The sequence below is a fragment of the Salinivibrio sp. ML290 genome, assembly GCF_001995695.1.
Lineage (GTDB): Bacteria > Pseudomonadota > Gammaproteobacteria > Enterobacterales > Vibrionaceae > Salinivibrio > Salinivibrio siamensis.
This window is the reverse complement of sequence record NZ_MUEY01000012.1, coordinates 1-22704: the sequence shown is the minus strand read 5'-3', so window position 1 is coordinate 22704 and position 22704 is coordinate 1. Positions and strand designations below refer to the sequence as shown.

Below are 22704 nucleotides of genomic sequence, written 5' to 3'. Positions count from 1 at the left end.
CATTTTCTGCAGGCTATATCCAGTCAAAAAACTGCACAAACTCTTGCCATTGCGCCGATGCATCCGCCAGCCGCGCTGGATAAAAACGCACGGCCTGACCCGGTCGCGTTTGCGCCAACATGCTCAAGCTGGCACGGGTTAAACAGCCAAGCTTAGGATAACCACCGAGTGTTTGCCGATCGTTGAGCAACACAATTGGCTGACCATCCGGGGGCACTTGCACGGCCCCGAGCGCAATGCCTTCGGAAACAATACCCGGTTGCTTGCTCACGACGCTCGGTCCATTGAGCCGCACGCCCATACGATCACTGTGCTGATCGACCGTGTATTCACCCTCAAAAAATGCCGTTAGCGCCTCGGAGCTGAAGCTATCAAATTGATACCCCGGCACAAGCGCCAGTGGGGTCAGAGCGTTGTAGTCAGGAATAAAACGTGTCGGCACACCGCGCCCCCTCGGCAACAGCGCATGCGGTCGACAAGGCAACACCTCTCCTTTCGCGAGCGCCATGCCTCCCGACTGTTCACCTAATCCGGAATGCAGGCCGCCGAGTTGATTGCGCATCACCGTCGCGGCACTGCCAAATGCGCCATCTACCGTCCACCCGCCACGCACCGCGAGATAGGCGCGCAAGCCACGGCGTGCGTAGCGTAAACTCAGTTCATCACCCGTATTTAGCGTTAACGTCTGCCACATACCCACGCGCTGACCATTGATACAAGGTTGCATGTCTGCACCGGTGATAGCGATCGACATCGCGTGGTCAGCACGAAAACGTGCTTGACCCATGGTTATCTCGACCAGCGGTGTATTCGCGGGGTTATTGAGTAAATAATTCGCCCAAGCAAAAGCGTGGCAATCGACCGGTCCGCCTTGGCTTAAGCCAAGCTGGCCCACCCCATAGCGCCCTGTGTCTTGCACCAAGCTCAATACGCCGGGGTCGAGCACCGTTAATCCTGCCACCATTGACCTCCTACCGCGCGGTAATCAGACTCCGACATTGGCTCAAAACTGACGGTATCACCTACATCAAACGGCATCATGGGCGATTGACGGGGATTGAATAGCACCTTGGGACAGTTGCCAATAATTTGCCAGCCTGCGGGCGACGCCACCGGATACACCGCGGTTTGCTGTTGTGCAATGCCCACACTGCCGGCGGGGATCTGATGGCGAGGCGTGGTATGCCGCGGCATGGCTATCGTCTCATCCACCGACGCAAGAAAGGCAAAGCCGGGCGCGAAACCAATCGCACAGACGGTGTAAGTTCGTTGGCTGTGTCGCGCAATCACCTCTTGCTCACTCACGCCAGCAAACTCGGCGACCGCAGCTAAATCGGGCCCAACCGAAGGGTGATAATACACCGGCAATGTCACGTGTTTTCCGCCCACGGCGTCGTCGGTGACTCGCAGTGATTCGCCTTGGTTCATCACCCACGTTTTCAACCTGTCTGGTGACAGTAAGCGAACATTCACTTCTACCAGAACGCTGGTGTAGGCGGGAATTAACTCAACCACACCACGGCCAAAGTGTTGGCGGATTCGCTCACACAGCGCAGATAACTGTGGGACTAAGGCAAGATCGATTGTATTGCCCAACCGGATCATTACCGTGGTTTCACTGACCTGCTCAACCTTGAGTGTCATGGTGTTAAGGCCTTTCTGAGTTGTTTTATCGCCTCGACCGATTGTGGATTATCTCCATGCACACACACCGTATCCGGCGATAGGGTGAGCGTTTGTCCCTCAAGGGTTGTCACCGAGCCATGCTGAGATAACTGCAACACTTGGGCAATCATCGCGTTGGCGTCATCTAACACCGCGCCCGGTCGACTGCGCGGCGCCAATTGTCCTGACGCCAGATAGGCTCTATCGGCAAAGGCCTCAAAAATCAGCGGCACACCGGCTTGTTGGGCAAGCTGGCGATGCGGACGGTTATCAGGCAGTGCCAGTACCATTAATGGTGTATTGGGCAGCGTATCAGCCACCGCAGCCAACACCGCTTCAAAGCAATCATTGTCCACCATCATGGTGTTATACAGCGCACCATGGGGCTTCACATAATCAAGGCTCGCATTAAAGTGTGCACAGATCCCTTGTAATGCGCCGATTTGATAGCGAACGAGGTGACTAATTTGTGCTGGGGTATGATCAATATGACGACGGCCAAAGCCCTGCTTATCGGCGTAGCCGGGATGAGCACCAATACTCACATTGTGCTGTACTGCGAGTGCCACCGTGGCCGCCATTACATCAGGATCAGAGGCATGAAAACCACACGCGATATTGGCCATATCAATCCACGGCATTAGCGCGCTATCCATCCCCATCGACCACGCACCAAAGCTTTCACCCATGTCTGCGTTTAGTTTCATCACTCCCTCGATTTCACTGACTTTGCTTTACCTTACGGCTTTTTAACCCGCGGATAAACCAACAAAATAGTCAGGATGTGAGTCTTGTATCGCGCTTGCCGGGCGTTGACGGTAAAAAACATGCTGACCGATATCTTGACCACCCTGATATCACCCATTCGAGAACGGCGAAAAGCACTAATGAACGCCCCTGATTACTTGTCAGATATCCTAAAAGATGGGCAAAAAAAGGCGCGTATACAGACAGAACAAACATGCCAGAACGTTAAGCGTGCGTTGGGCCTGCTTGTGGGATAAAGAGGTAAGAGGAGTGAGTAAAAAATGGCTTATACTTACTTACCAGTGATGAATCAGATAGTTATCGCAATCTCTTTTGCATAACGAGTTAGACAGATGTGATAGATTGCAAGATGTTTCCCAATCCACATCAAATAAAAGGGCTTTTTGCGCGGCAAACGGAAAAAATGTCTTCCATACTTTAGCGAAATCGAAACCACAATTAACACAAGGTATCCGGTATGTTGAAGTTAATGCTGCGCGGAAAGCTCTTAGTGCTTGCCATCGTACCTTTGGTATTATCCATTCTCGTTACGTTGTTTATCACTACCTATTACGAGCGAGAGCTGGTCGAAGAGAACATTGCCACTTTTCGAACCAAATTAATTGATGAGCGAAAAATGCAGCTTCGCGAAGCCACAGAAATTGCCGCGACTGTAGTAAAAAACGCACAGCAAGCGGGCGGCGATGCTACGCAAAATGTCAAAGACGCACTTCGCGAAGTGACCTTTGGTAAGGCTGGCTATTTTTACATCTACGATAAACAAGGCAACAACGTATTCCATGCTTTAAAGCCAGAGCTAGAAGGCCGGTCCTTGATCAATCTTACTGATCCCAAGGGCAACAAAATTATCGTGGGTCTGCTCGAAGCGGCGCAAAGCGGTGATGGCACCTTCACCTACCTCTATCAAAAACCGGGTACCGATGAACTGATCGAAAAGATTGGCTATGCCGATATGGTCAATAACGGCCAATGGATGTTGGGTACTGGGGCGTACATTGACGATATTGAGGCGCGCGTTACCGATTTCCGTGAAAATGCAGAGGAAGCATTAGCGGCACAAACTGCGCGCATGGTCATTGCGGGTATTCTTATTTTGATCATTACGTTCGTTGCCGTCGCCTTTGTTGCCCAACGGATGTCAACGCCGGTGAAAGACATGCTGGACAACCTCAATGATATTGCCGACGGTGATGGCGACCTGACCCAGCGCCTGAAAATTAAAGGCAGTGACGAGATTGCCCTGCTTGGGGATGCATTCAACCGCTTTATCGATAAGCTGCAAACCACCATCCGCAGCGTGGTGGATGTCACGGAAAAAGTGAGTCACACCGCACGTACGATTGACGAGCAAACCCAGATGGTTGCCACGCAATTACAGACTCACGATAACGAGACCGAGCAAGTGGTCACCGCTGTTACCCAGATGAGCTCGGCCGCGCAAGAGGTGTCACAGAACGCCACCCAAGTGGCTGATGCCACCAGTGCAGCTACTGACGACGCGCGTCACGCCCAAGAGAAAGTTCAGTTCTCGATCACCTCGATGCAAGCGCTGGTCGAGCAAATGAATACCTCGAGTACACATGTGGATTCGCTGAATGAGCAGTCCCATAAAATTACTGGCGTGCTTTCTGTGATTGGCGATATTGCTGAACAAACCAACTTGCTGGCACTTAACGCTGCCATTGAGGCCGCACGTGCAGGCGAACAGGGTCGCGGCTTTGCCGTGGTCGCCGACGAAGTGAGAACCCTAGCAAGCCGTACGCAAAAGAGCACTCACGAAATTCGCGAAATGCTGGATGAACTTCAGTCATACGTCAATCAGGCTGTTGAGGGGATGAAGCAAAGCAACGATACCTGCCAGCAAACCTCGGAGGCATCCAACGAAATTGGTAGCGGCATTGATTCGGTGAGTAATGCCATTACCCAAATCAATGACATGACCAGCTATATTGCCTCGGCTGCCTCGGAGCAAACCACGGTGACCGAAGACATTCACCGTAATCTGGTATCGATTCGCGACATTGTGAGCCAGCTACTTAACGCCAGTAATGACTCGGCACAAGCGGCGACTGACTTAAATCAGACAGGCGAAGAGCTCAAACGTCTGGTGAGCCAATTTAAAGTTTGATTCGTCGAACCAAACGGAAAAGGCGCTGATATTTCAGCGCCTTTTTGCTGCTGGACAATCGGCTTACCGTTCCACCTCAGGCAAGGCGCGCGCCATCATTGCCCCCAGCAAGCCAAGCGCCGATAACACCGCAATCACCACCATCAACCCCCACTGGCTCAACCATGCCGTGACGCCGCCCATGAATAAGAGCATGAAGCCAATCAACGTATTGCTAACTGAGACATAATCGGTGCGCTGATTGCCCTCAGCCATATTCACGATGTAGGTTTTACGCCCAAGCCGCACACCCTCGTGAGCAATGGTCAGGACAAAATAGACGCCAGGCAGTACCCACGCAAAAGAAAACAGCGCTGGATACCAATGACTGATACTCACGACCACCAGCCCCAGTAACGCCGTCACCACGGCAGCCATTATCATTACTTGGCGACTAGATCGATCGGCAAACAGTCCCCAAAAAGGGGCCGACAACAAGCTTGCGATGCCACTAATCGCGACAAAGCTTGCGGTGGTGATCGCCAGCGCTTGGCTATGCTGACTAGCTAACAGCACATAATAGGGCGCGGATAGTGCCGAACAGAGTAACAGTGAACGGGTGATCACAAAGTGGCGTAGGCGTCTATCATCCACCAACAAGCGCAGTTTAGAAAGCGCATGCGTGAGCGCATTGGCTCCGCCTTCTGTGGCCCCTTCGTATTCATCAACTTGGCTGTAAAACGCTGCGGCAATCCACCAAAGCACTGCGCCGAATGCCAGTAACGCACAATAGACCCACACATGCTGCTGATCCGAGACACTGAATAATCCGATACCGGCTGCAATCGTCACCGCCCCCGCCAAGCTTGACGACCACCCGTTCAAGCGCCCTCGTTGCGGCTTAGGGATGGTTTTCCCTAACACATCTTTCGAAGCGACCGAGCACAAGCCTCGCGCCAAACTAAATACCACCAGCAAGCCAACAATGCTCCAGCCGGCTACTTGACCGGTTAAAAGTAACGCAGCGATCGCCATGGCTAGGATACACGCCCCTTGAATGACAGAGCCTGCCACCCATGCCCACTTACGTACCGCAAATTGGCGGACATAACCGGCGATACCTAACTGAGGCACTAACGAGCCCGCCTCTCGGATTGGCACCAATAAGCCAATTAACGCTAAGGGGGCGCCAACTGCGGTGAGAAGCGCTGGCAAGACAATTTTCGGGTTAGATACCGCGTCGCCAATTTTGGTGAGTCCTTGGCTAACGATGATGCGGAAAAAATTGCCCGGAACCTCACGGCACGCACTGCCATCAATGTCTTTACAGGCACGCGCATCTTCTTCATTAAAAAGTTTTTGGTGTAAGTCATCCGCTAATTTGTGCACACTTTCTCCCAGTCTTTTCTTTTTGTTTTTATTCTGCCCTTATTGGCAAGGCACGGCAAAATCAACGTGATAATGTTCATCATGGCGAACCCAAGACCGCCGCGTTGAAAACTGAATATGTTGCTTTAAGTACTGCCCATACGGGGTATCGTACAGTGCCGGCTGAAGAGTTGGATCAAAGATAACACGCCAAAGATCATAGCCACGACGCGTCGCTTCTCGGTGTAACGCCACTATGTGTGCGGCCATGGCGGTGTAATCAATGTGCTTGTCTTGGTATTGACCATTCCCATCAAACTCAATGCTGTAGCCAAATTTATTGAGTAGATGAGTCGGCAGATGAACCGATCGCCCCTCGGCATCGACGACCGGTGTCATAAAATCAACCGATAAGCCATTTCTATGGGTTTTATGCGGTTTGAACTGACCACCTGACTCAAAGCCCGTTTCAGCATATTGATATACTTTGTCTGGCTGCTCCGCTTCCAAAGACTGATACGATGCCACGATGATGTCACGCACTGCGGAGTGAACATAGGTTCGCCCGGCCCAACGCGCAATCAAGCTGTAGCCTATGAAATTCGCCCCGTCACTGGGCAACTGTACCCCATTGGCTAAATGACCATTCGACGTAGTGCCATAACAGGTACTTTGCTGCGCAGTGCCCGCCAATGGAAACATCAAACAAAAAACGAAAAGAGTGAACGATAGGTACCGGCGATTAATCAGCATGGTCTGCCTGCCAGCTGGGCTTCGATATCGCGTATAAGACATGCGTTGCGAGCGGATGATCTGCTGCCAAATGAGGATGCAAAAAGGTAAAGGGAGCAGCCGGCGTCATCCCGAGTTTTTTCATCACTGCTTGTGAGGGCAGGTTACTCTCGGTGGTAAACGCATAAATTGCCGGAAGCTCAACGTCCTCAAAGCCGATGGCGAGTGCTTTTTGTGCCGCTTCAGTGGCATAGCCTTTTCCCCAATGTGGCGACGCTAAACGCCAGCCAATTTCAACAAACGGCTGATGGCCGAGATCGAAAGTGGGACGGTTTAACCCCACAAAGCCAATGAATTCCCGTGTTTCCGTCAGTTCTACCGCCCAAAATCCGAACCCATTATCCGCCAGTTTGGATTGAATATGCGCCGCCATTGCATCGCTTTGTGCGCGTGAAAGCACACTGGGAAAATAGCGCATGACATCGGGGTCTTGATTGAGTGCCGCAAAAGGGGTCAAATCGGACACTTGCCATGGGCGTAGCGTCAATCGCTTCGTTGAGTACATCACCAATACCATTCCTCGTTAACGATCACACTACACACCGCGGAGCCCGTTACTGTAAGTCTTTATGACGCAAGCGCGTGAGCCAATATTCACGATAGCGAAAATAGCAATAGGTCGAGGCGAACAAGAAAAACAAATACGAAAGCGAAAATACCAAAGGCGAGGTGATCAACGCATGTTTTAACCCGAGCAGTACACCCGCCGCTGTGACGGCAATCTTAGCGACTACCCCGAGCAACAACAAAAATAACGCAAACTGGGGGTAATGGCTGCTACGAAACGTGATCCAATAGCAAGCACCCACCGCTGTACTGGCGACGCTCAGCCCAAGAAGATAAGAATGGAAGTGCTCACCCGCCAACAAACCACCAAGAATGCTAAGCACGATAATCACAATAAACGTCATGAGTTCCCACCTTTTTTCTCAGTATGGCACTGACGCAAACAGCCAAGGAGACGCCTATTAAGAGAGTACGATCTTGCTCGCAGGCTCTATGCACGCGGTTGAAATCGACGGCTGGACGTTTGCTGTCAAAGCACCATAGCGGTGATTAAGCGCGTCGACAGTGACGATTTGCCCTTGCCGGCGAATACTCACTTTAGTGCCCAAATCCACGCCCGTGAAACGCATCTGCTCATCGCCGCCACTCAAAAAGTGGAAGCGGTCAATCGCCAAATCAACGAGCCGAAAGTCTCGGCGACGACAGCTCAATCGCGCCACCCAGCTTTTCGCCGATAAGACTTGCGTGGGAGACAAGGCGCGCACTGCAAACTGCCAGCCTTCACTCTCACCATAAAAATCCATCGGAAAATGCCGCTTAAATTTCTTCTTATCGTAGTAAGATTTCATTACATTGTTGTCATTTTGTTCGCCATTGACTGGCACACTAGTCTACACAACTATGATGCCGTATATGCTTTCTCTTGCCCAATAAAATTTACGTGTCAAACAGCAGCTACCTGAACGAATTACAGACAATGATAAACCTACCGCAATCAAGCGTATACATATGCGCTATCCTTAACAGAGCTGGCCAATGGAGAGGACCCTTCCCTACATGTGTAGAAGACTGATTTTGTGGTGTGTTGTTTCTATATACATGATGTTCAGTACGCACATTCATGCTGAACAGGCTCAGCCCCATGTACTATTTATTAATCCCGGTTATGCAACGGAAAGCTTCTGGCAGGACGTAGATGAATATGCCAATAGCGCTGCCTCAGCATTAAATATTGACCTAACGATTCGCCACGCCGATCGCAATCATTTTGCCGTGCGTCAAATACTCGCCGCAACGTTGAGTAAACCGACCCACCCTGATTACATTATCATCGTGAATGAAAAGCTGGCGGCCAAAAACCTACTTCCTATACTGAGAAAGTATCCTATTTATGTACAACTTATCTTGAATGATGTCGATCAGCAGACCAAAACCAAGCTCTTCCAAGACCCACATTGGCAACAATACTTACTGCCGAGCATTATTCCCAACAATCATTCGATAGGCTATGCGATCGCCGAAGCCATGGTGCGAGCAGGCGATAATGCGCCCGGCGAAGCCGTCATGATTTCAGGTGATCTTACCACCCCCGCATCCGTTCAACGCGAAGCGGGCGGCAAGCGCTTTTTCGTTGAACGCTCAGACATTACCTTACATCAAGTTGTTCATGGTCAGTGGAATGAGTCCATCAGCCAAGAGCAAATGCATACCTTGTTGCAACGCTACCCAAATGTGCGCTACGTGTGGACGGCCAACGATCATATGGCGTTTGGCGCGATGAAAGCCGCTCGGCAAGCGGGAAAGACGCCCGGCGATGACATCTATTTTGCCACGGTCAATACCTCCGAGCGCGTGCTCTCTTTGCGAGAAAAAGGCGACATTTCAGCCCTTGGGGGCGGGCACTTTAAAGCCGCTGGCCTTGCATTGAGCCGCATTTACGCTCACGATAAAGGTTGGCCGTTACCACCGCAATGCGCTGGACAGTTGTTTCACTTAATTGAACCTGGCTCCGCTTTTTTCGTACAGTTGCGCGAGCAGGCGTGGGATCAAATCTCGTTTTTGAACATGGCGAAAGGGATTGAAAGCCATTGTCATTCAACCACAACTCAAATGGATAACTAAGTGATAAAACGCGATGTAAACTTACGCGGTCTTCAAGCGCGCGTCGCCTTCGTTGTGCTCGCGATTAGCTTACTGTTTGCGGTAGGGAGTACACTGACGCAGATGTACATCAACTACCAGCGCACACTGGCTACGACCACACAACTGGTAGAGAGCCGGAGCCATAACTCGGCTCGCGTGATTAGCCATGCATTGTGGGTCGTTGATTTAGAGCTTGTACGCCGCAGTGTAAAGGGATTGTCGATGATCCCCACCATTTGTCGCGTCGAGGTAAAAGGTTTTGATGGCACACACATCACTGAAGTCAATAATACCAGTGAGGACTGTGACGCCAATCATCAGTCATTGTTGAGCGTTCAAGGTAACAATATTGGCACCCTGAACATTGTGCTCGATCGCAGTGCGATTAAACGCGATGCCTTCACAGGCGCCGTGCCTGTCGCTGTCGTCCATTTTACTGAAACCTTTATCATCACTCTGCTGATTTTGTGGGTTATCCACCGGCTGTGCTCGCGCCCACTCCAACAGCTGTCAAATACGCTCGATTACTACCAAACCGACAAGGCCAACCAAACGAGTGTGCCGCTCTCGTTGATTCAACGTAATGACGAAATAGGTAAAGTGTCTCGCTCAATCAATGCGATGCAATCGCGTATCAGAGACGACTTTCTACAAAAACGCGTGACAGAGCGTGAACTTCGTCAACATCAAACTTTATTGAAAGAGCAAGTCGAGCAACGCACCAAAGCACTCAATTGGCAATCAAACGCTAGCTCTCTACTGGCCGATATTTCAATTCAATTTTTACGTGCAGACTCGCAATATATTACTGAAGACGTAGAGAAAATTTTTCCCGATATGGCGTCATTACTCGGCGTTGAGGCGATTGGTTGGTATGCCTTTGACGCATTCCGCGCTGAACGTCGTTGTTACTGGCCACAAGAGATTGATTTTGCCCCCCAGACCGTCGATTTAAGCGATATGCACATGATAAAACGGTGGCTGGCTGATACCGACGCACTGGTCGTTCCCCATGTCGGCCAGCTCGGCGATAATGCAATTAACGAGCGCTCTTGGTTGCGCCAACGGCATATTTTATCGTTTGCCGCTTTTCCGCTAACCGACGGTAGAAAAAGCTTTGGTATGATTACAGTGGCAAATCGCCGTCTACCCTTCATCTGGGATAACAATAAGACATTGCTTTTAAAACGTTTCGCGACCGCCATCAGTGAAGTGATGATCCGTGAACGAAACCATTACGCCATGGAAGAGCTACAAGAAGAGCTGATTGTCGCCAATGAAAAGTTAAAAGTACAAGCAGAAACCGATGACCTCACCCGGTTAAGTAATCGAAGACCGTTTAAACGTGAGCTCAAAAACCATATCCAACATGGCATCGCCAGCCGGTTACCTGTCGCCGTCATGATGATCGATGTCGATCATTTTAAAGCGTATAACGATCAATACGGTCACCTCAAAGGCGATGACGTTCTCACCCAAATCGCGCGCGTGCTGCTTACACAAACGGAACGCTTTCATGGTTCCGTGGCACGCTTTGGGGGCGAGGAGTTTGCGATCACGCTTTCAACGCGCTATGCCTCGAAGTTAACTCAGCTGGCCGAAACCATTCGCGCTGAAATTGCCAAGCTTGATATCGAGCACAAGAAAAACCCAGATGGTGACAAAATCACTGTCAGTATCGGTGGCATTATTACGCTCCCAACTCGCGAAACCACGGACTCATACCTACTCGAAATGGCTGATCAGCGTCTATATCAAGCCAAAGAAGAAGGCCGTGATCGCACCAAAATATTAGATCAAACCAGAGAAAAATAGCGAGCTTGCTCACGCCCTCCTCTCAATCCCACGGGTGAGTCATGACAGTCCGATGACGGTATGCTACAACCCTCGTAAGCGATATGTTGACCACCCGCCAAGCGGGTGTCTCGCCTCGTTATCCGGATAATAAAAATGTCACCGACTCAAGAAGCAGCGCTTCAGACGCTGTCGACGCAGAAAAGGAAGCCCTATGAAAGTCGTCTTTGTCCGTCACGGAAAAACCGATTACTCTTTGGCCGATGCTCGCCAAATGAGCCAACTGGAAAAAGACTATGCACCACTCCAACGTGCATGTATTCCCGCTATTCAATCGCTAGCCGATCACCCGAGTTTACAACACGCAGACATCATCCTCTCTTCGCCCTACACTCGTGCCTTACAAACAGCAGAAATCCTCAACCGGCAATTGCAAAAAGAACTGTTTGTCGAGCATGACCTCCGCGAGTGGCAAGCGGATATCAAAGGGAGCTATATTCCTCTTTCTGAGCGCGATCGACGCTGGATTGAGTATCGAGAACTGTTTGCCAATGGAAATGAAGTGACCAATGCAGGTTATGAGTCCGCGACCGCGTTATATCGCCGAGTGACATCTGTGCTCGACACCTATCAAGACTACAATACGATTGCGGTTATCGCGCATTTTAATGTGATTGAGAGCTTAGTGGGTTATCGTGAGCAAGGGATTGAATATGGAGAAGTGATTGAGGTCGACTACCAACCCAGTCTCTAACTTCTCCCCCTTAGCGGGCGAGGCTTTAGCGCTAAAACGGTAAAAATCGCATACCTCGATGCAATGACTTTACCGATAGTTATAAAAGGGACGCAATAGGCGTCCCTTCTCGTCTTACTGCGATTCTACCAGAGCCTTTACTCTATCAACCCATTGTTCTTAATCACGTTTTGATACCAGTAAAAGCTCTTTTTACGATGGCGAGAAAAGTCGCCACTGCCATCATCATGACGGTCAACGTAGATGAAACCATAGCGTTTGCGGTATTCGCCCGTGGTAAAGGACACACAATCGAGACAGCCCCATGGCGTATAGCCAATCACCTCAACGCCATCTTGCCAAATGGCATCCGCGAGCGCCTCAATATGTTGTGATAAATAGCTGATTCGGTAATCATCATTGATTCCCCCTGTGGTTTCACGCTTATCTGTCGCGCCAAGCCCATTCTCCACCACAAAAATCGGTTTTTCGTAACGCTCATACAGCTCAGAAAGCGCAAAGCGTAGACCTTTGGGATCAATTTGCCAGCCCCAGTCCGAAGCGGGTAGATGCGGATTCAATCGGCTTGCACTGAATAAAGCGTTTTCATCTTCTTCTGGCGGGTTGGCATCTACGATATTCGTCATGTAGTAGCTGATCGCCAAAAAGTCTGCACAGCCGTTTTTAAGAATCGTTGCATCCTCTTGATGCATGTTGACCTCGATCCCTTTGCTGGCCCATTGCGGCCAAATATAGTGTGGGTAGTGGCCTCGCAACTGCACATCGCTGCATAAATATTTGTCACGCATCGCTTGCTGTGACGCCAACATATCATCAGGGTGACAACTCGCCGGATACAACGGCATCATGTGGATCATGCTACCTATTTTAAAATCCGGATTAATCACATGCCCTAGAGACACCACTTTGGCGCTGGCGACGAATTGATGATGTAGCACTTGATAGAGTCTCTGTTCGGGATGATCGTGCTCGGTAAAAACCACACCTGAATTACAATAGCCAAATAGCGGATAGTCCCAGTTGAGCTGGTTGTTGATCTCGTTAAAGGTAATCCAATAGGAGACTTTGTCGCGATAGCGAGTCATTACGGTCTCGCAAAACCGCACGAAAAACTCAATCACATCTCGATGAGCCCAGCCCCCATAATGGGTGACAAGGTGCTGGGGCATCTCAAAATGAGAAAGCGTAATGACAGGTTCAATCCCTTTCTCTAATAGGTAGTCAATAAGGTCATCATAAAAGGCAAGGCCCGCTTCATTCGGCGTGAGCTCATCACCAAGAGGAAATATTCTCGACCACGCGATAGACGTGCGAAAACACTTAAAACCCATCTCCGCAAAGAGATCAATGTCTTCACGGTAGCGATGATAAAAGTCCACAGCATCATGGTTCGGATAGGCTTCATGTTCTTCAACACGCTGGGTAATTTTGCGCGGTGTACCATGGGCACCTTTGGTCAGCACATCCACAATGCTGACGCCTTTACCGTCGTAATCCCATCCCCCCTCAACTTGATGAGCCGCTACCGCGCCACCCCATAAAAAATGCTCAGGAAATACCGTTTTCATTGTTCACCTCTTTGTATCGTCTTCCGCTAGGCTAACGATTTCCACTCAGCTGAAGTGTGAACTGACTCGAAAAAGCATAGGACCTCCACTACCAACTCGCGATCAAGTGAATAGAAAAGCATTAATAAAGAAAAATTATGCTATTAACCTATCGAGTGGTTAGTGCTAAGCTGTGTAAATAGACAAATCCATGCGATTATTCTTCACATATCAGGAGCTTTCATGAGTCGGTTTAGTAACGTTGCTATTGTTGGTGGCACCCACGGTAACGAGTTTAGCGGTGTTTACGCACTAAAACAGTGGCAATCCAACCCAGCAATCACAGCCCGCGATAGTTTTTCCACCGAACATGTCTTTGCGAACCCCCCAGCTTATAGCGCCAACAAACGCTATCTAGACTGCGACCTTAACCGCCAATTCGATCCTAAACTGCTGGCTGACTACAGCTTGGCAAACTATGAGCAAAGTCGCGCTAAAGCCCTCAACCAACAATTAGGCCCTAAAGGGGATCCGCGCGTCGATTTTATTATCGACCTGCATAACACCACCAGCAACATGGGACCCACACTGATACTCTTGACACTTGATACGTTCAATAAGCAGCTCGCCGCTTATATTAGTGAGCGTATGCCCGATGCCATCATCTTAGTCGAAGATCATATTGAACCTATTCAGCATGCATTTTTATGCTCGATCGGCAAACAAGGGGTGATCGTTGAGGTAGGCCCACAGCCCCAATCGGTACTGCGTCATGATGTAATGGAATCGATGCAAGAAATGACGACACACATTTTGGACTTCGTGCATCTGTTTAATATTGATAAGGTGCCAGCACTGCCTAAAAACGTCACCGCGTACCGTTACAAAGAGACACTGCATTTACCACAAAATGAGCATGGGGAACGTATTGGTATGGTGCACCAACACGTTCAAGACAATGACTTTCAGCCGATAAAGCCCGGTGACCCACTGTTTATGTGTTTTGATGGCAAAGAATTAACATGGCAAGGCGACTACACGGCCTATCCGCACTTCATTAATGAAGCAGCGTATTACGACAACAATATTGCGATGTCGATGGCTAACGTATTTACCTTCACAGTATAACCTGTTTCTCCGCCTAATCTCCTCAGCGAGCGCGAGCTGCTGGGATTTGTACTACGCTTAGTCTAAGCCAAATAGACGTACAGAGCCCAGCAGTGAATCAGCCCATTGACCAGTACAAGCATATTGTCACATTACTGCCCTCGCTTTTTCGCCATCTCGATACGGCGGTTGTTATTGCTGATACAAATCGCCGTATACAACTATTAAACCCCGAAGCAGAAGCCCTATTTGGTTGCAGCCTAGCGGATGTAAAAGGCGCTAGCACGCGCATCCTTTACGCCGAACAAGAAGACTTTACTGCGACGGGCAAAGATCGTTTTAACACCCACTCAGTTCACGCATACTACGATGCTTATGTGGTGAGATATAAGACCGCCGATGGACATGTGTTTTTAGGCGAAACACATGGTGGGCCAGTGTGCGATGAGCAACAAGTTGTCACCATGTATGTGGCTTTTATTCAAGACATTAGCACCCGCGTAGAAGTAGAATCCGCGCTCAACCAGCTCCACTCAATCACGTCAGCACGCAATTTGGATTTTTGCCGGCGCGTAGAGCGTATTCTCTCTCTCGGTTGTAAACACTTTAATTTGCCTATCGGTATACTCAGCCACATTCATGGTCAGCGTTATACCGTACAATATGCGCAGCATCCTGATGACGCCCTGCAGCCTGGACAGGTCTTTGATCTAAAAGAAACATACTGTTGTCACGTCTATGAAGCCAATGAGGCGCAAGGGTTCCACCATGTTTCGCAAAGCGATATCAAAGCCCACCCCTGCTACGAACATTTCGGCCTCGAAGCATATATCGGTGCCCCCATTTTTATTGATGGCGAGCGCTATGGCACGTTAAATTTTTCAAGCCCTGAACCCACTCGCCCCTTTATTTCGCAAGACTATGAACTGGTACGACTCTTTGCCGAATGGGTCGGCCACGAGCTGGCGCGTCTGCGAGATTGGGAAGCACTCGAACAAGCGCAACAATTGCTCGAGATACAAGCAAACACTGACTCGTTGACGCAACTTTATAACCGCCACTACCTCAGCAACGCTCTCGTTCAAGAGCTGGCACGCTGCGAACGGTACAACAACCCCTTGACGCTGGCGATCGTAGACTTCGATAACTTCAAACGCTTAAATGACACCTTTGGTCATCGGGCAGGCGATATCGCCTTACAACGCTTCGGCAATATTGTGCGGGAAGAATCACGGACTAATGACATATACGGTCGCTGGGGCGGAGAGGAGTTTCTCTGTTTGCTTCCTGAAACGGATTTGAGTGGTGCTGAAGTTGTACTAAAGCGTTTGGTGGAGCGCGTACATGGTGAAGAAATTCACGTCGACGGACAAACCATACGCTGTACCATCAGTATCGGTTATACGGGCTTCTCGGCAGGTGATACACAAGACAGTATCATTCAACGTGCCGATACCGCGCTCTATCTCGCAAAAGAAAACGGCCGCAATCGAATCGAGAAGCAATGATTCGATTACGGCCGCTAAAGTCTTCGCCGGAGCTAAATTATCAAACCTCTACCCAGCTAGCTTGTTGGATCTGCTTCTTTCTCTGTGTTCGTGGCTGTTTTTTGCCAATATCGATCGTAGTGAAAGAAGGTGTGGGTTTTTCGTAGCTCTGCCGCGTTTTTCTCCACATCTTTCAGGACCTCATTAGACACCCGAGAAGACGCCAGCTCAAACTGTGCCATCGCTTGATCCCTTAGGTCGACAAATCGCCCTTGACCAACCACATCCAGGTATGCGGAGAGATACACCAAACCATCAATATACTTTTCATCATCAGGTGCATAATTTGTTGTATATACGCGACCTAACGCCGCCAAGGACATGAGATCGCCCTGCTCTATCGCTTTTTCACGCCACTCAACGGCTTTAGGAGTTTCTCCACGGCGAATAAAGTCACGGTATAAACTCTTCGTTCCAGGGATCCCCCCAGCATTGGCAATTTGCTTTTTCACCTCAGCAGCCGCATCCAGGCGAGAGCTAGGGAAAAGATAAAAGCCGCGCTGCGCCGTTTCTATTTGTGATGCTTTGTGTAATAGCGCATCGACATCGTTTGCCGCAATGGCCTCTTCGAGATAAACCTCAGCTTTTTGTTTATCTGTGGAAGCGGTGTACTGGTATAAACTAAAGGCTGCCTCTTCAGGGGCATCTTTATACCAGGCATCCAAGGCCTCTTCGTACTTGTGACGCCATATCGTGCGATGGTTGGCTGACAACCACTCACCTTCTTCAACCAATAGCTTCATGGCTGGGATGTAGCTTTCTCGTGCAGCCTGAGTGAGATATTGCTGCGCCTCAGGAGAATACGCGAGTTTCTTGCCATCATCACTCACCAGAACTGCATACAAGTAAGCCGCAGGCACATTACCTTGATCGGCAGCCGCTCGCAGATACTTCTCTGCGCGTTGATAATGGAATTGCGCACGTGACAAACGGCCATGTTCAAACAGTGCTTCCGGTGTCATCGCTTGGATATCATAGTCATCGGCAATTTTCTCTACCGGCTCCAATGACATAAACGGCGTCGCCTCTATTTCAACCTGCTCGGCGAAAGCCTGTCCACTGATAACAAGCAAAAGGGTACAGAAACTGACTTTTAATCGTGACGGCTTAACCAATGTTGACACTCGAACCTCCTGAAATTACGCCGCCACAACTTATTGCATCACCAATTCGTGCAGCCGGCTTTCCATCAATGTTGACGCTACCAGACCCAGCATTTACTGACCGACCATGCGGTGGATGCTTAGGCTTACTATGGGGAGCCAGTGGGTCGCCTTTGCGTACCGCTGGGATCCCATCAATCTTTACCGTTGGTGAACCCGCTGTAATGGGCGTAGGCGGAAAGCCATCATGGGCGGTACCAATATGGCCAACCAGTGCAGCTTTTGGCATAGTTTTCCTCGATTCTTATGAACTTGCGAATATGATTAGGGCTTCTTCACTGCGCGTGGTGAGGCCGGTTGTTTACCCTGGTAACCCGATCCACTCCCCGCACTTCCACCTGCATTGAGATTTATCACAGGCCCTAATAAGTGCACGCCTGCAGCATCCACTTTCATGACGCTACCACCGGCCGATACGGTAATCTCTGTTCCAGCATCAAGCACGACATTTGTGCCCGCTTTTAGATGCACCTCACGTCCGGCGGTGGCCGCGAAACGGTTATTAATTTTTTCATGAATACCACCATCAACCTCAAAGGTGGCGTCCTTTTTCACTCGCTCTCTTGCTTGCTTATCGACGGTAACATGTTGGTTATTCGCCACTCTAGAAAAAGAATCATGGGCGGTTTTTTGGTGCTCATCATGCCTTATCTGAGTAATGACATCATTTTCCACATCGGATTGCCAATCACGCTGTGCATGCAAGTACACTTGCTCACTGTCCGATTGATCTTCGAATGTTAGCTCGTTATACCCTTCTCCTTGATGCGATTCACTGCGCCACACGGTTTTGGTTTTATCCGCAGGCAACGTATAAGGGGGTACATTTGTTGCGTGATAAGTGCGTCCTGTGATGATCGGCTGATCTGGGTCGTTATGTAAAAACGATACAATCACCTCATGCCCAATACGTGGAATGGCCATCATGCCATATTGGCTGCCCGCCCAGCCCTGAGAGACTCGGATCCAACAGCTACTATGTTCGTCACCATTTGAATACCGATCCCATGGAAAATGCACTTTCACCCGACCATGCTCATCACAGAATATTTCTTCACCTTCGGGGCCGACGACAATACCGATAAGGGGGCCGTCCACCTGTGGCTTAGGGTGCGGGGTTGCCCGCCACGAGGTGGAGGCCGGAATCACGGTAAACTGATTATGATAAGTGGTAGCGCCAGAACAGCCTTCTTCTTCGACCGCTTGTGGCTGGGTGCCGTAATGCTGAACGCGCACCACTTGCCATTTTTGATTCATGGTACGGTCGAGATGATCTTGCATTTCAAATGCATGCCCCGCCTGTACAAGAAAATGATTACTTTTTCCGTCCGCGGTGACTTTATCACGCACCAGAAATTCTTGCCGTACCTGCGCTAGGTGTTTGCCTTGGGCATCATCTTTATATCTGCCTGGGAAATCATAAACCTCATAATCTTGGCGTTGATAATCGATGCCTGCTGTGTTTACTTGTTGCAAAAAACTATAACTCGGCTTTTTAAAGCTATAGTCTTTCATTGCCAACGACGAGGGAACAATGCGCGTGCGTTTTTCTATCGCACGGATATACGGCTCATCCACCACCGCCCCTGACTGCGCGTTGTGGGCAATCGGCTGCTCTAGAGCTGGGAGAGCGAAAGGTGAATCAGTAATGTATAAAAGCTGCTTTCCCTCTTTCCATAAAAAGCAGTAGATGAGCCCCTCTTCTGCGGCGATTCGATGGAAAAACGCCAGATCTGTTTCTCGATACTGAACACAAAATTCACGCTCAGCGTATTCTTTTGTCAGTCCGAAGCCGACATCCGTGATATCCATTTCCTGCAAAAGCACGGAAATGATTTGCGGAACCGTTTGATGCTGGAAAACACGGCTATTTTGACGTAGCGACAAGCGCTCAATATCGGGGACTAATTCAATATCATAGTAAGTGTGATGATGGCCAATATCCCCTTGAGAAAATTGACGCACAATGCCACTGACACGACGCTCACACTGCTCATTACGGTAGAGGGAAAGCGTTGCTTGGCAGTCCACCACTTGGTCTGGAGTAAGTGAGTGGTCACGACTCGCCAAAGCAATCGAATAACGAAACCCGTTGCAAGCTTGCTGATCGAACGCCGCAGCAGAGAGAGATTCATTGCCCTGATACTCTCTGACCACAAACGTGTCTGGCTCTAAGCCCTCGACGCTAAATTCAAAACGTAATTTCGCCATGATGTCTCCCGAATCTTGTTCCCGCAACAGTGAACACTTGTCTAGCACTCCTCAGACTAATGACTGAAGCACGCGAGACAAATGATGAAGCGTCGGCAACATGCCGACGCAACATAATGAGCCCTTAGGCTTCAATAGGCTTACGCCAATCGTCTGAACCTGACGTACCCGCGTTAACGTGATCCCAGGTGATCTTACGATAAGACATAGATACGGTGAGATTCTGAGTGAAATCAGATTTAGCCGGATCTTGGCAATGTGGCATTTCACAGTGGATGTCAACAATTGACGCACTCTCGAGTTTGGTAGTAAAGAAGTTTTCTTGCTTACCTTCAATCGACGTGCGGTACCATTTCAGCTCCACAGTAGACATTTTTTCGCCTGAAGACAGCGCGTTGTAAAGCAATGGAACCGCTTTATTCAATGCCACGGTAAACTTAAATGGCTTGTGAACACGTTGTCCTGATGGCTGACCGGACTGAGGATCAGTTGGAACAGTGACATTGTGATCAAACTGCTGTACCAGCATCTCATCTTCATGACCTTCAACGAATGCATCACCGATTGAATCAGCTGTGCAGGCACCGGCAGTGATCAAACCCTGGGTTTCACCTTCAATCGAGATATAACATGGCGTTGGCATAATCGCTCCTCTATTTTTTGATTTGAGTTTCAACAGCGACTCTTGCTGTCTAGCCCTACTAGCAAGCTAGATTCATGCCAACTTTAAATTCTTTATATATCAGACAGTTAATTATTTGGTGACCAATTTTTTGCACGCTTCAAGCAACTTCTTGCCAAGCCAAGCAAAAAGTTGCTTGGCATATCACTGAGCGTATACAAACCGCCGGAACGCACGTCGATCCACCCAAGCTTACTGCTCACTGAGCAATTCGACGGTGTCCCTGCTATACACTTTGCCAACTCTCTCCCATGGAATCGGGACAGTCGATACACCTGCATCGATTCCACGCTGTTTTGCTTTCTCTGGCTTAGATCCACGCCTATATACATCAGCCGTTGCACCATTTTGGTCACGGTCTTTCTCTCGTGCTGGCTCCAACTCTGCCAAATAGATAAGTTGATCACAGCCCATCAACCACACTTTGGCTTTGCCATTAGGCAGCATGCCAAAGAAAAATTCAGTCCGAAAGCAGTAACCTAAAGAGCCATCATATCGCTCAAAGCTAACCCCTTTCGCCATTATTTCCTTAACCTTCTGAGGAAGATCATACTTAGTCACAAAAAATCGCATATTAATCAGTGAGGTCCAATATATATATGCTATCTGGTAAGTGCTTATTCGCAGATCCCACCTGGCGTCCATTAACAGCGGTCAAAGATGATAAAGGAAAATCAAACCCATCATAATCAGGAAACACAGTACGGACATAATCTATGCGGCTTTTTCTCATCGATTGAGAGAGACCATGGATCGGCATTGTCCAGTCTTGCTCTTCATTTACACCATATGCTTGCGTGATTTTAATGGGATAAAATGAAGGCGTTACCACAGAAACCTGCCAAGGCTGTCCTGGTATAGGCTCAAGCTCTTCACATCCCATCAATAGAAATAATGACAACACAATTGCTATTATGTTTTTGTACTTTGTTAGTTCAGGCAAAGAAGAGCTCCTTATGGGTTTTTCTCATCATTTTAACAGAGTTAACAAACCGCCCAGCGAGTGTTGTGTCACTCACTGGGCGGCAAACATTTAGGATATAAAATCAATAAGAGAGGCCTTCAATTTAAGAAAATCCCAGATTTAACTGCACAGAAAGTCACCCTTGGCCCCAATTATCGCTTTTGGTGAAATAGTCAATATAAATCATTGGCTTCATCTCAGCGATTTCCTTATCTGTCTCTCAGATACTTTCATCGTAATCACCTTTCTTAGGCCAATCACTGTCAAAACCATAAAAGTCCGTATCTTTATATATCCCCTCGAATAACACAGCATGGCAGTATTTATCTCTAGTTGTTAACTCATTGCTTCTATCAAATGCCATAGCCCAAAAATAATTCCGGCCACCTGATTTCTTCAACCTATCAAAAAGAACAGCATTATCTCTTTCATAATACACTAACTTACTCATCGCAGGTATATAATAATTATTGCTTGCTACTCTGAAGAGATTAAGTGATAAGTTTTTTAACTTCTCTGTACTGAACACTCTACCCTTTTTTGATTGTTTTCTTAGTGAAGATGTATAGTCCATTAATGGCTTATAATAATGAGCCTCTGCGAATCGAATCACTTCTTTAATATATTCTTCACGCTTTTCTACTGATTCATAAAGACCTTGATCTTTTAACAAAAAATACTGTGCACGAAGATCGCCTTCCGCTGCGAGTTTTTTAAACCCCTCGACAGCCTTTTGATAGATTGCCTCGGTGCAGTATTTATTTTCGTAAGAGGTATCTAAGCCAAGATCTTTCGCCACTTTATTCCCTAAGTTGCGAGAACCAAGGTACATATGACAAATATTACTTTTGCTTGATAGCCAATAAGCTGCATAAGGGTTTCCTTTTTCCATCAGATCTGTTAGTACTGATGTCCAATAGCTACGTTTCTCTATATTTAATAATCCAGACCGAGCCTTGATGATCATAGCATGTTCATTATCTTCTGACATAAGTTTAGAAAAACGCTGCTGTATTTGGTCATCCCACGGAATACCACGCTGTAAATCAAGGAGAACCTCATACATCTCATCATCAGGCCTAAGTGTGCTCGATATATAGGGATCATCGGCAACTTTATCAATGTTTTCCTCAATGAAGTCTTTGAATAAAGGAATGTCATCTTCAGGGTTGATCGCCTTTTCTTTGCAACCCGAGAGGAAACTCATCGATATGCTTAAAAGTATAACTTGGATAATCGTTTTATGACGCATCATAAGGCTGTGTCCAACAGATAGTTTTTTCTAGGCTGACAGATACCATAACGTTTTAAAGCTAAGGAATGCTACCGCCCAGCGAGTGTTGTATCACTTGCTGGGTGGTAAATATTTAGAGTACACACTCAACACTTGGAAAAGAGCTTTACACTTAAAACGAAATATTGGTCTTAGCCAAAAAAAATCGTCCTCGGGCGTAAGTACTATGAACATTCTCGTGATCTTCAAACCGATCTTTTTGAATAAAAAATTCGCGATCTCGCCCTTATAAATAATTCATAGCTATCAGTGAGCCTTTTGACTCACTGATAGCTATGAGTTGGAAAATAAA

Annotated in this window: 20 protein-coding genes and 1 pseudogene; 6 read left to right on the top strand and 15 right to left on the bottom strand. The window is 48.5% G+C overall.

Annotated features, from left to right (window positions below; translation table 11 throughout):
- Positions 1-13: 13 nt before the first annotated feature.
- Genes BZG23_RS11565 through BZG23_RS11555 form a run of 3 tightly spaced genes read right to left on the bottom strand, consistent with a single transcriptional unit; the run spans position 14 to position 2372 of the window.
- Positions 14-964, bottom strand: a complete 951-nt coding sequence (locus BZG23_RS11565) for a biotin-dependent carboxyltransferase family protein (protein ID WP_077607030.1) — start codon at positions 962-964, stop codon at positions 14-16.
- Entirely contained in the window at positions 949-1644 is a 696-nt protein-coding gene (pxpB, locus tag BZG23_RS11560) for a 5-oxoprolinase subunit PxpB (protein ID WP_077607029.1), read from the bottom strand. The genes BZG23_RS11565 and pxpB overlap by 16 nt, the downstream gene beginning before the upstream one ends.
- Positions 1641-2372 carry a 5-oxoprolinase subunit PxpA gene (locus BZG23_RS11555; RefSeq protein WP_077607028.1) on the bottom strand — a complete coding sequence of 244 codons (732 nt, stop codon included), beginning with the start codon at positions 2370-2372 and terminating at the stop codon, positions 1641-1643. Before BZG23_RS11555 ends, pxpB begins: the two co-directional genes overlap by 4 nt.
- A 518-nt stretch (positions 2373-2890) precedes the next feature.
- On the opposite strand from BZG23_RS11555, the gene BZG23_RS11550 reads away from it, so the two are divergent.
- The gene (locus tag BZG23_RS11550) at positions 2891-4561 is read left to right on the top strand and encodes a methyl-accepting chemotaxis protein (protein ID WP_077607027.1); all 1671 of its coding nucleotides are present in this window, start codon (positions 2891-2893) and stop codon (positions 4559-4561) included.
- A gap of 63 nt (positions 4562-4624) precedes the next feature.
- Here the strand turns inward: BZG23_RS11550 and BZG23_RS11545 are convergent, their stop codons facing one another.
- The 5 genes from BZG23_RS11545 to BZG23_RS11525 are packed head-to-tail and all read right to left on the bottom strand — an operon-like array spanning position 4625 to position 8055.
- The gene (locus tag BZG23_RS11545; RefSeq protein WP_077607026.1) at positions 4625-5929 is read right to left on the bottom strand and encodes an MFS transporter; all 1305 of its coding nucleotides are present in this window, start codon (positions 5927-5929) and stop codon (positions 4625-4627) included.
- Between the two features lie 39 nt (positions 5930-5968).
- A complete protein-coding gene (locus tag BZG23_RS11540) occupies positions 5969-6610 on the bottom strand; it encodes a penicillin-insensitive murein endopeptidase (RefSeq protein ID WP_241837214.1) in 642 nt (213 codons plus the stop codon).
- A gap of 40 nt (positions 6611-6650) precedes the next feature.
- Positions 6651-7205: a GNAT family N-acetyltransferase gene (locus BZG23_RS11535; RefSeq protein ID WP_198532159.1), complete on the bottom strand. Its 555-nt coding sequence runs from the start codon at positions 7203-7205 to the stop codon at positions 6651-6653.
- A 49-nt stretch (positions 7206-7254) separates the two neighbouring features.
- On the bottom strand, positions 7255-7611 hold the full coding sequence (locus tag BZG23_RS11530; RefSeq protein ID WP_077607023.1) for an NADH:ubiquinone oxidoreductase: 357 nt from the start codon (positions 7609-7611) through the stop codon (positions 7255-7257).
- A gap of 57 nt (positions 7612-7668) precedes the next feature.
- Positions 7669-8055, bottom strand: coding sequence for a hypothetical protein (locus BZG23_RS11525; protein ID WP_052708091.1), 387 nt, complete (start codon positions 8053-8055; stop codon positions 7669-7671).
- A 250-nt stretch (positions 8056-8305) separates the two neighbouring features.
- On the opposite strand from BZG23_RS11525, the gene BZG23_RS11520 reads away from it, so the two are divergent.
- From BZG23_RS11520 to BZG23_RS11510, 3 genes are all read left to right on the top strand, one after another.
- Positions 8306-9328 carry an ABC transporter substrate-binding protein gene (locus BZG23_RS11520; protein ID WP_158011380.1) on the top strand — a complete coding sequence of 341 codons (1023 nt, stop codon included), beginning with the start codon at positions 8306-8308 and terminating at the stop codon, positions 9326-9328.
- Positions 9329-11164: a GGDEF domain-containing protein gene (locus tag BZG23_RS11515; protein ID WP_077607021.1), complete on the top strand. Its 1836-nt coding sequence runs from the start codon at positions 9329-9331 to the stop codon at positions 11162-11164.
- Positions 11165-11357: 193 nt separating this feature from the next.
- Positions 11358-11897, top strand: a complete 540-nt coding sequence (locus tag BZG23_RS11510; RefSeq protein WP_077607020.1) for a histidine phosphatase family protein — start codon at positions 11358-11360, stop codon at positions 11895-11897.
- A gap of 137 nt (positions 11898-12034) precedes the next feature.
- Here the strand turns inward: BZG23_RS11510 and BZG23_RS11505 are convergent, their stop codons facing one another.
- Complete coding sequence (locus BZG23_RS11505) at positions 12035-13465, bottom strand: 6-phospho-beta-glucosidase (RefSeq protein WP_077607019.1); 1431 nt, start codon at positions 13463-13465, stop codon at positions 12035-12037.
- A gap of 222 nt (positions 13466-13687) precedes the next feature.
- Here BZG23_RS11505 and BZG23_RS11500 point away from each other — a divergent pair, with 222 nt between their 5' ends.
- On the top strand, positions 13688-14572 hold the full coding sequence (locus tag BZG23_RS11500) for an aspartoacylase (protein WP_077607018.1): 885 nt from the start codon (positions 13688-13690) through the stop codon (positions 14570-14572).
- Between the two features lie 92 nt (positions 14573-14664).
- Entirely contained in the window at positions 14665-16059 is a 1395-nt protein-coding gene (locus BZG23_RS11495; RefSeq protein ID WP_077579462.1) for a sensor domain-containing diguanylate cyclase, read from the top strand.
- A gap of 56 nt (positions 16060-16115) precedes the next feature.
- Here the strand turns inward: BZG23_RS11495 and BZG23_RS11490 are convergent, their stop codons facing one another.
- The 6 genes and pseudogenes from BZG23_RS11490 to BZG23_RS11465 all read right to left on the bottom strand — a co-directional run bounded on the left by BZG23_RS11490 (position 16116) and on the right by BZG23_RS11465 (position 22373).
- Positions 16116-17222 carry a sel1 repeat family protein gene (locus BZG23_RS11490; protein ID WP_077607017.1) on the bottom strand — a complete coding sequence of 369 codons (1107 nt, stop codon included), beginning with the start codon at positions 17220-17222 and terminating at the stop codon, positions 16116-16118.
- Positions 17206-17490: a type VI secretion system PAAR protein gene (locus BZG23_RS11485; RefSeq protein WP_077459223.1), complete on the bottom strand. Its 285-nt coding sequence runs from the start codon at positions 17488-17490 to the stop codon at positions 17206-17208. Before BZG23_RS11485 ends, BZG23_RS11490 begins: the two co-directional genes overlap by 17 nt.
- Before the next feature lie 35 nt (positions 17491-17525).
- Positions 17526-19472: a type VI secretion system Vgr family protein gene (locus BZG23_RS11480; RefSeq protein WP_077607016.1), complete on the bottom strand. Its 1947-nt coding sequence runs from the start codon at positions 19470-19472 to the stop codon at positions 17526-17528.
- A gap of 124 nt (positions 19473-19596) precedes the next feature.
- Complete coding sequence (hcp-2, locus tag BZG23_RS11475) at positions 19597-20115, bottom strand: type VI secretion system effector Hcp-2 (RefSeq protein WP_077459225.1); 519 nt, start codon at positions 20113-20115, stop codon at positions 19597-19599.
- Between the two features lie 231 nt (positions 20116-20346).
- Positions 20347-21037: pseudogene (locus BZG23_RS11470) on the bottom strand (DUF2931 family protein).
- Between the two features lie 301 nt (positions 21038-21338).
- Positions 21339-22373 (bottom strand): hypothetical protein, encoded by a 1035-nt coding sequence (locus tag BZG23_RS11465; RefSeq protein ID WP_077607015.1) that lies wholly within the window; start codon positions 22371-22373, stop codon positions 21339-21341.
- Positions 22374-22704: the final 331 nt, after the last annotated feature.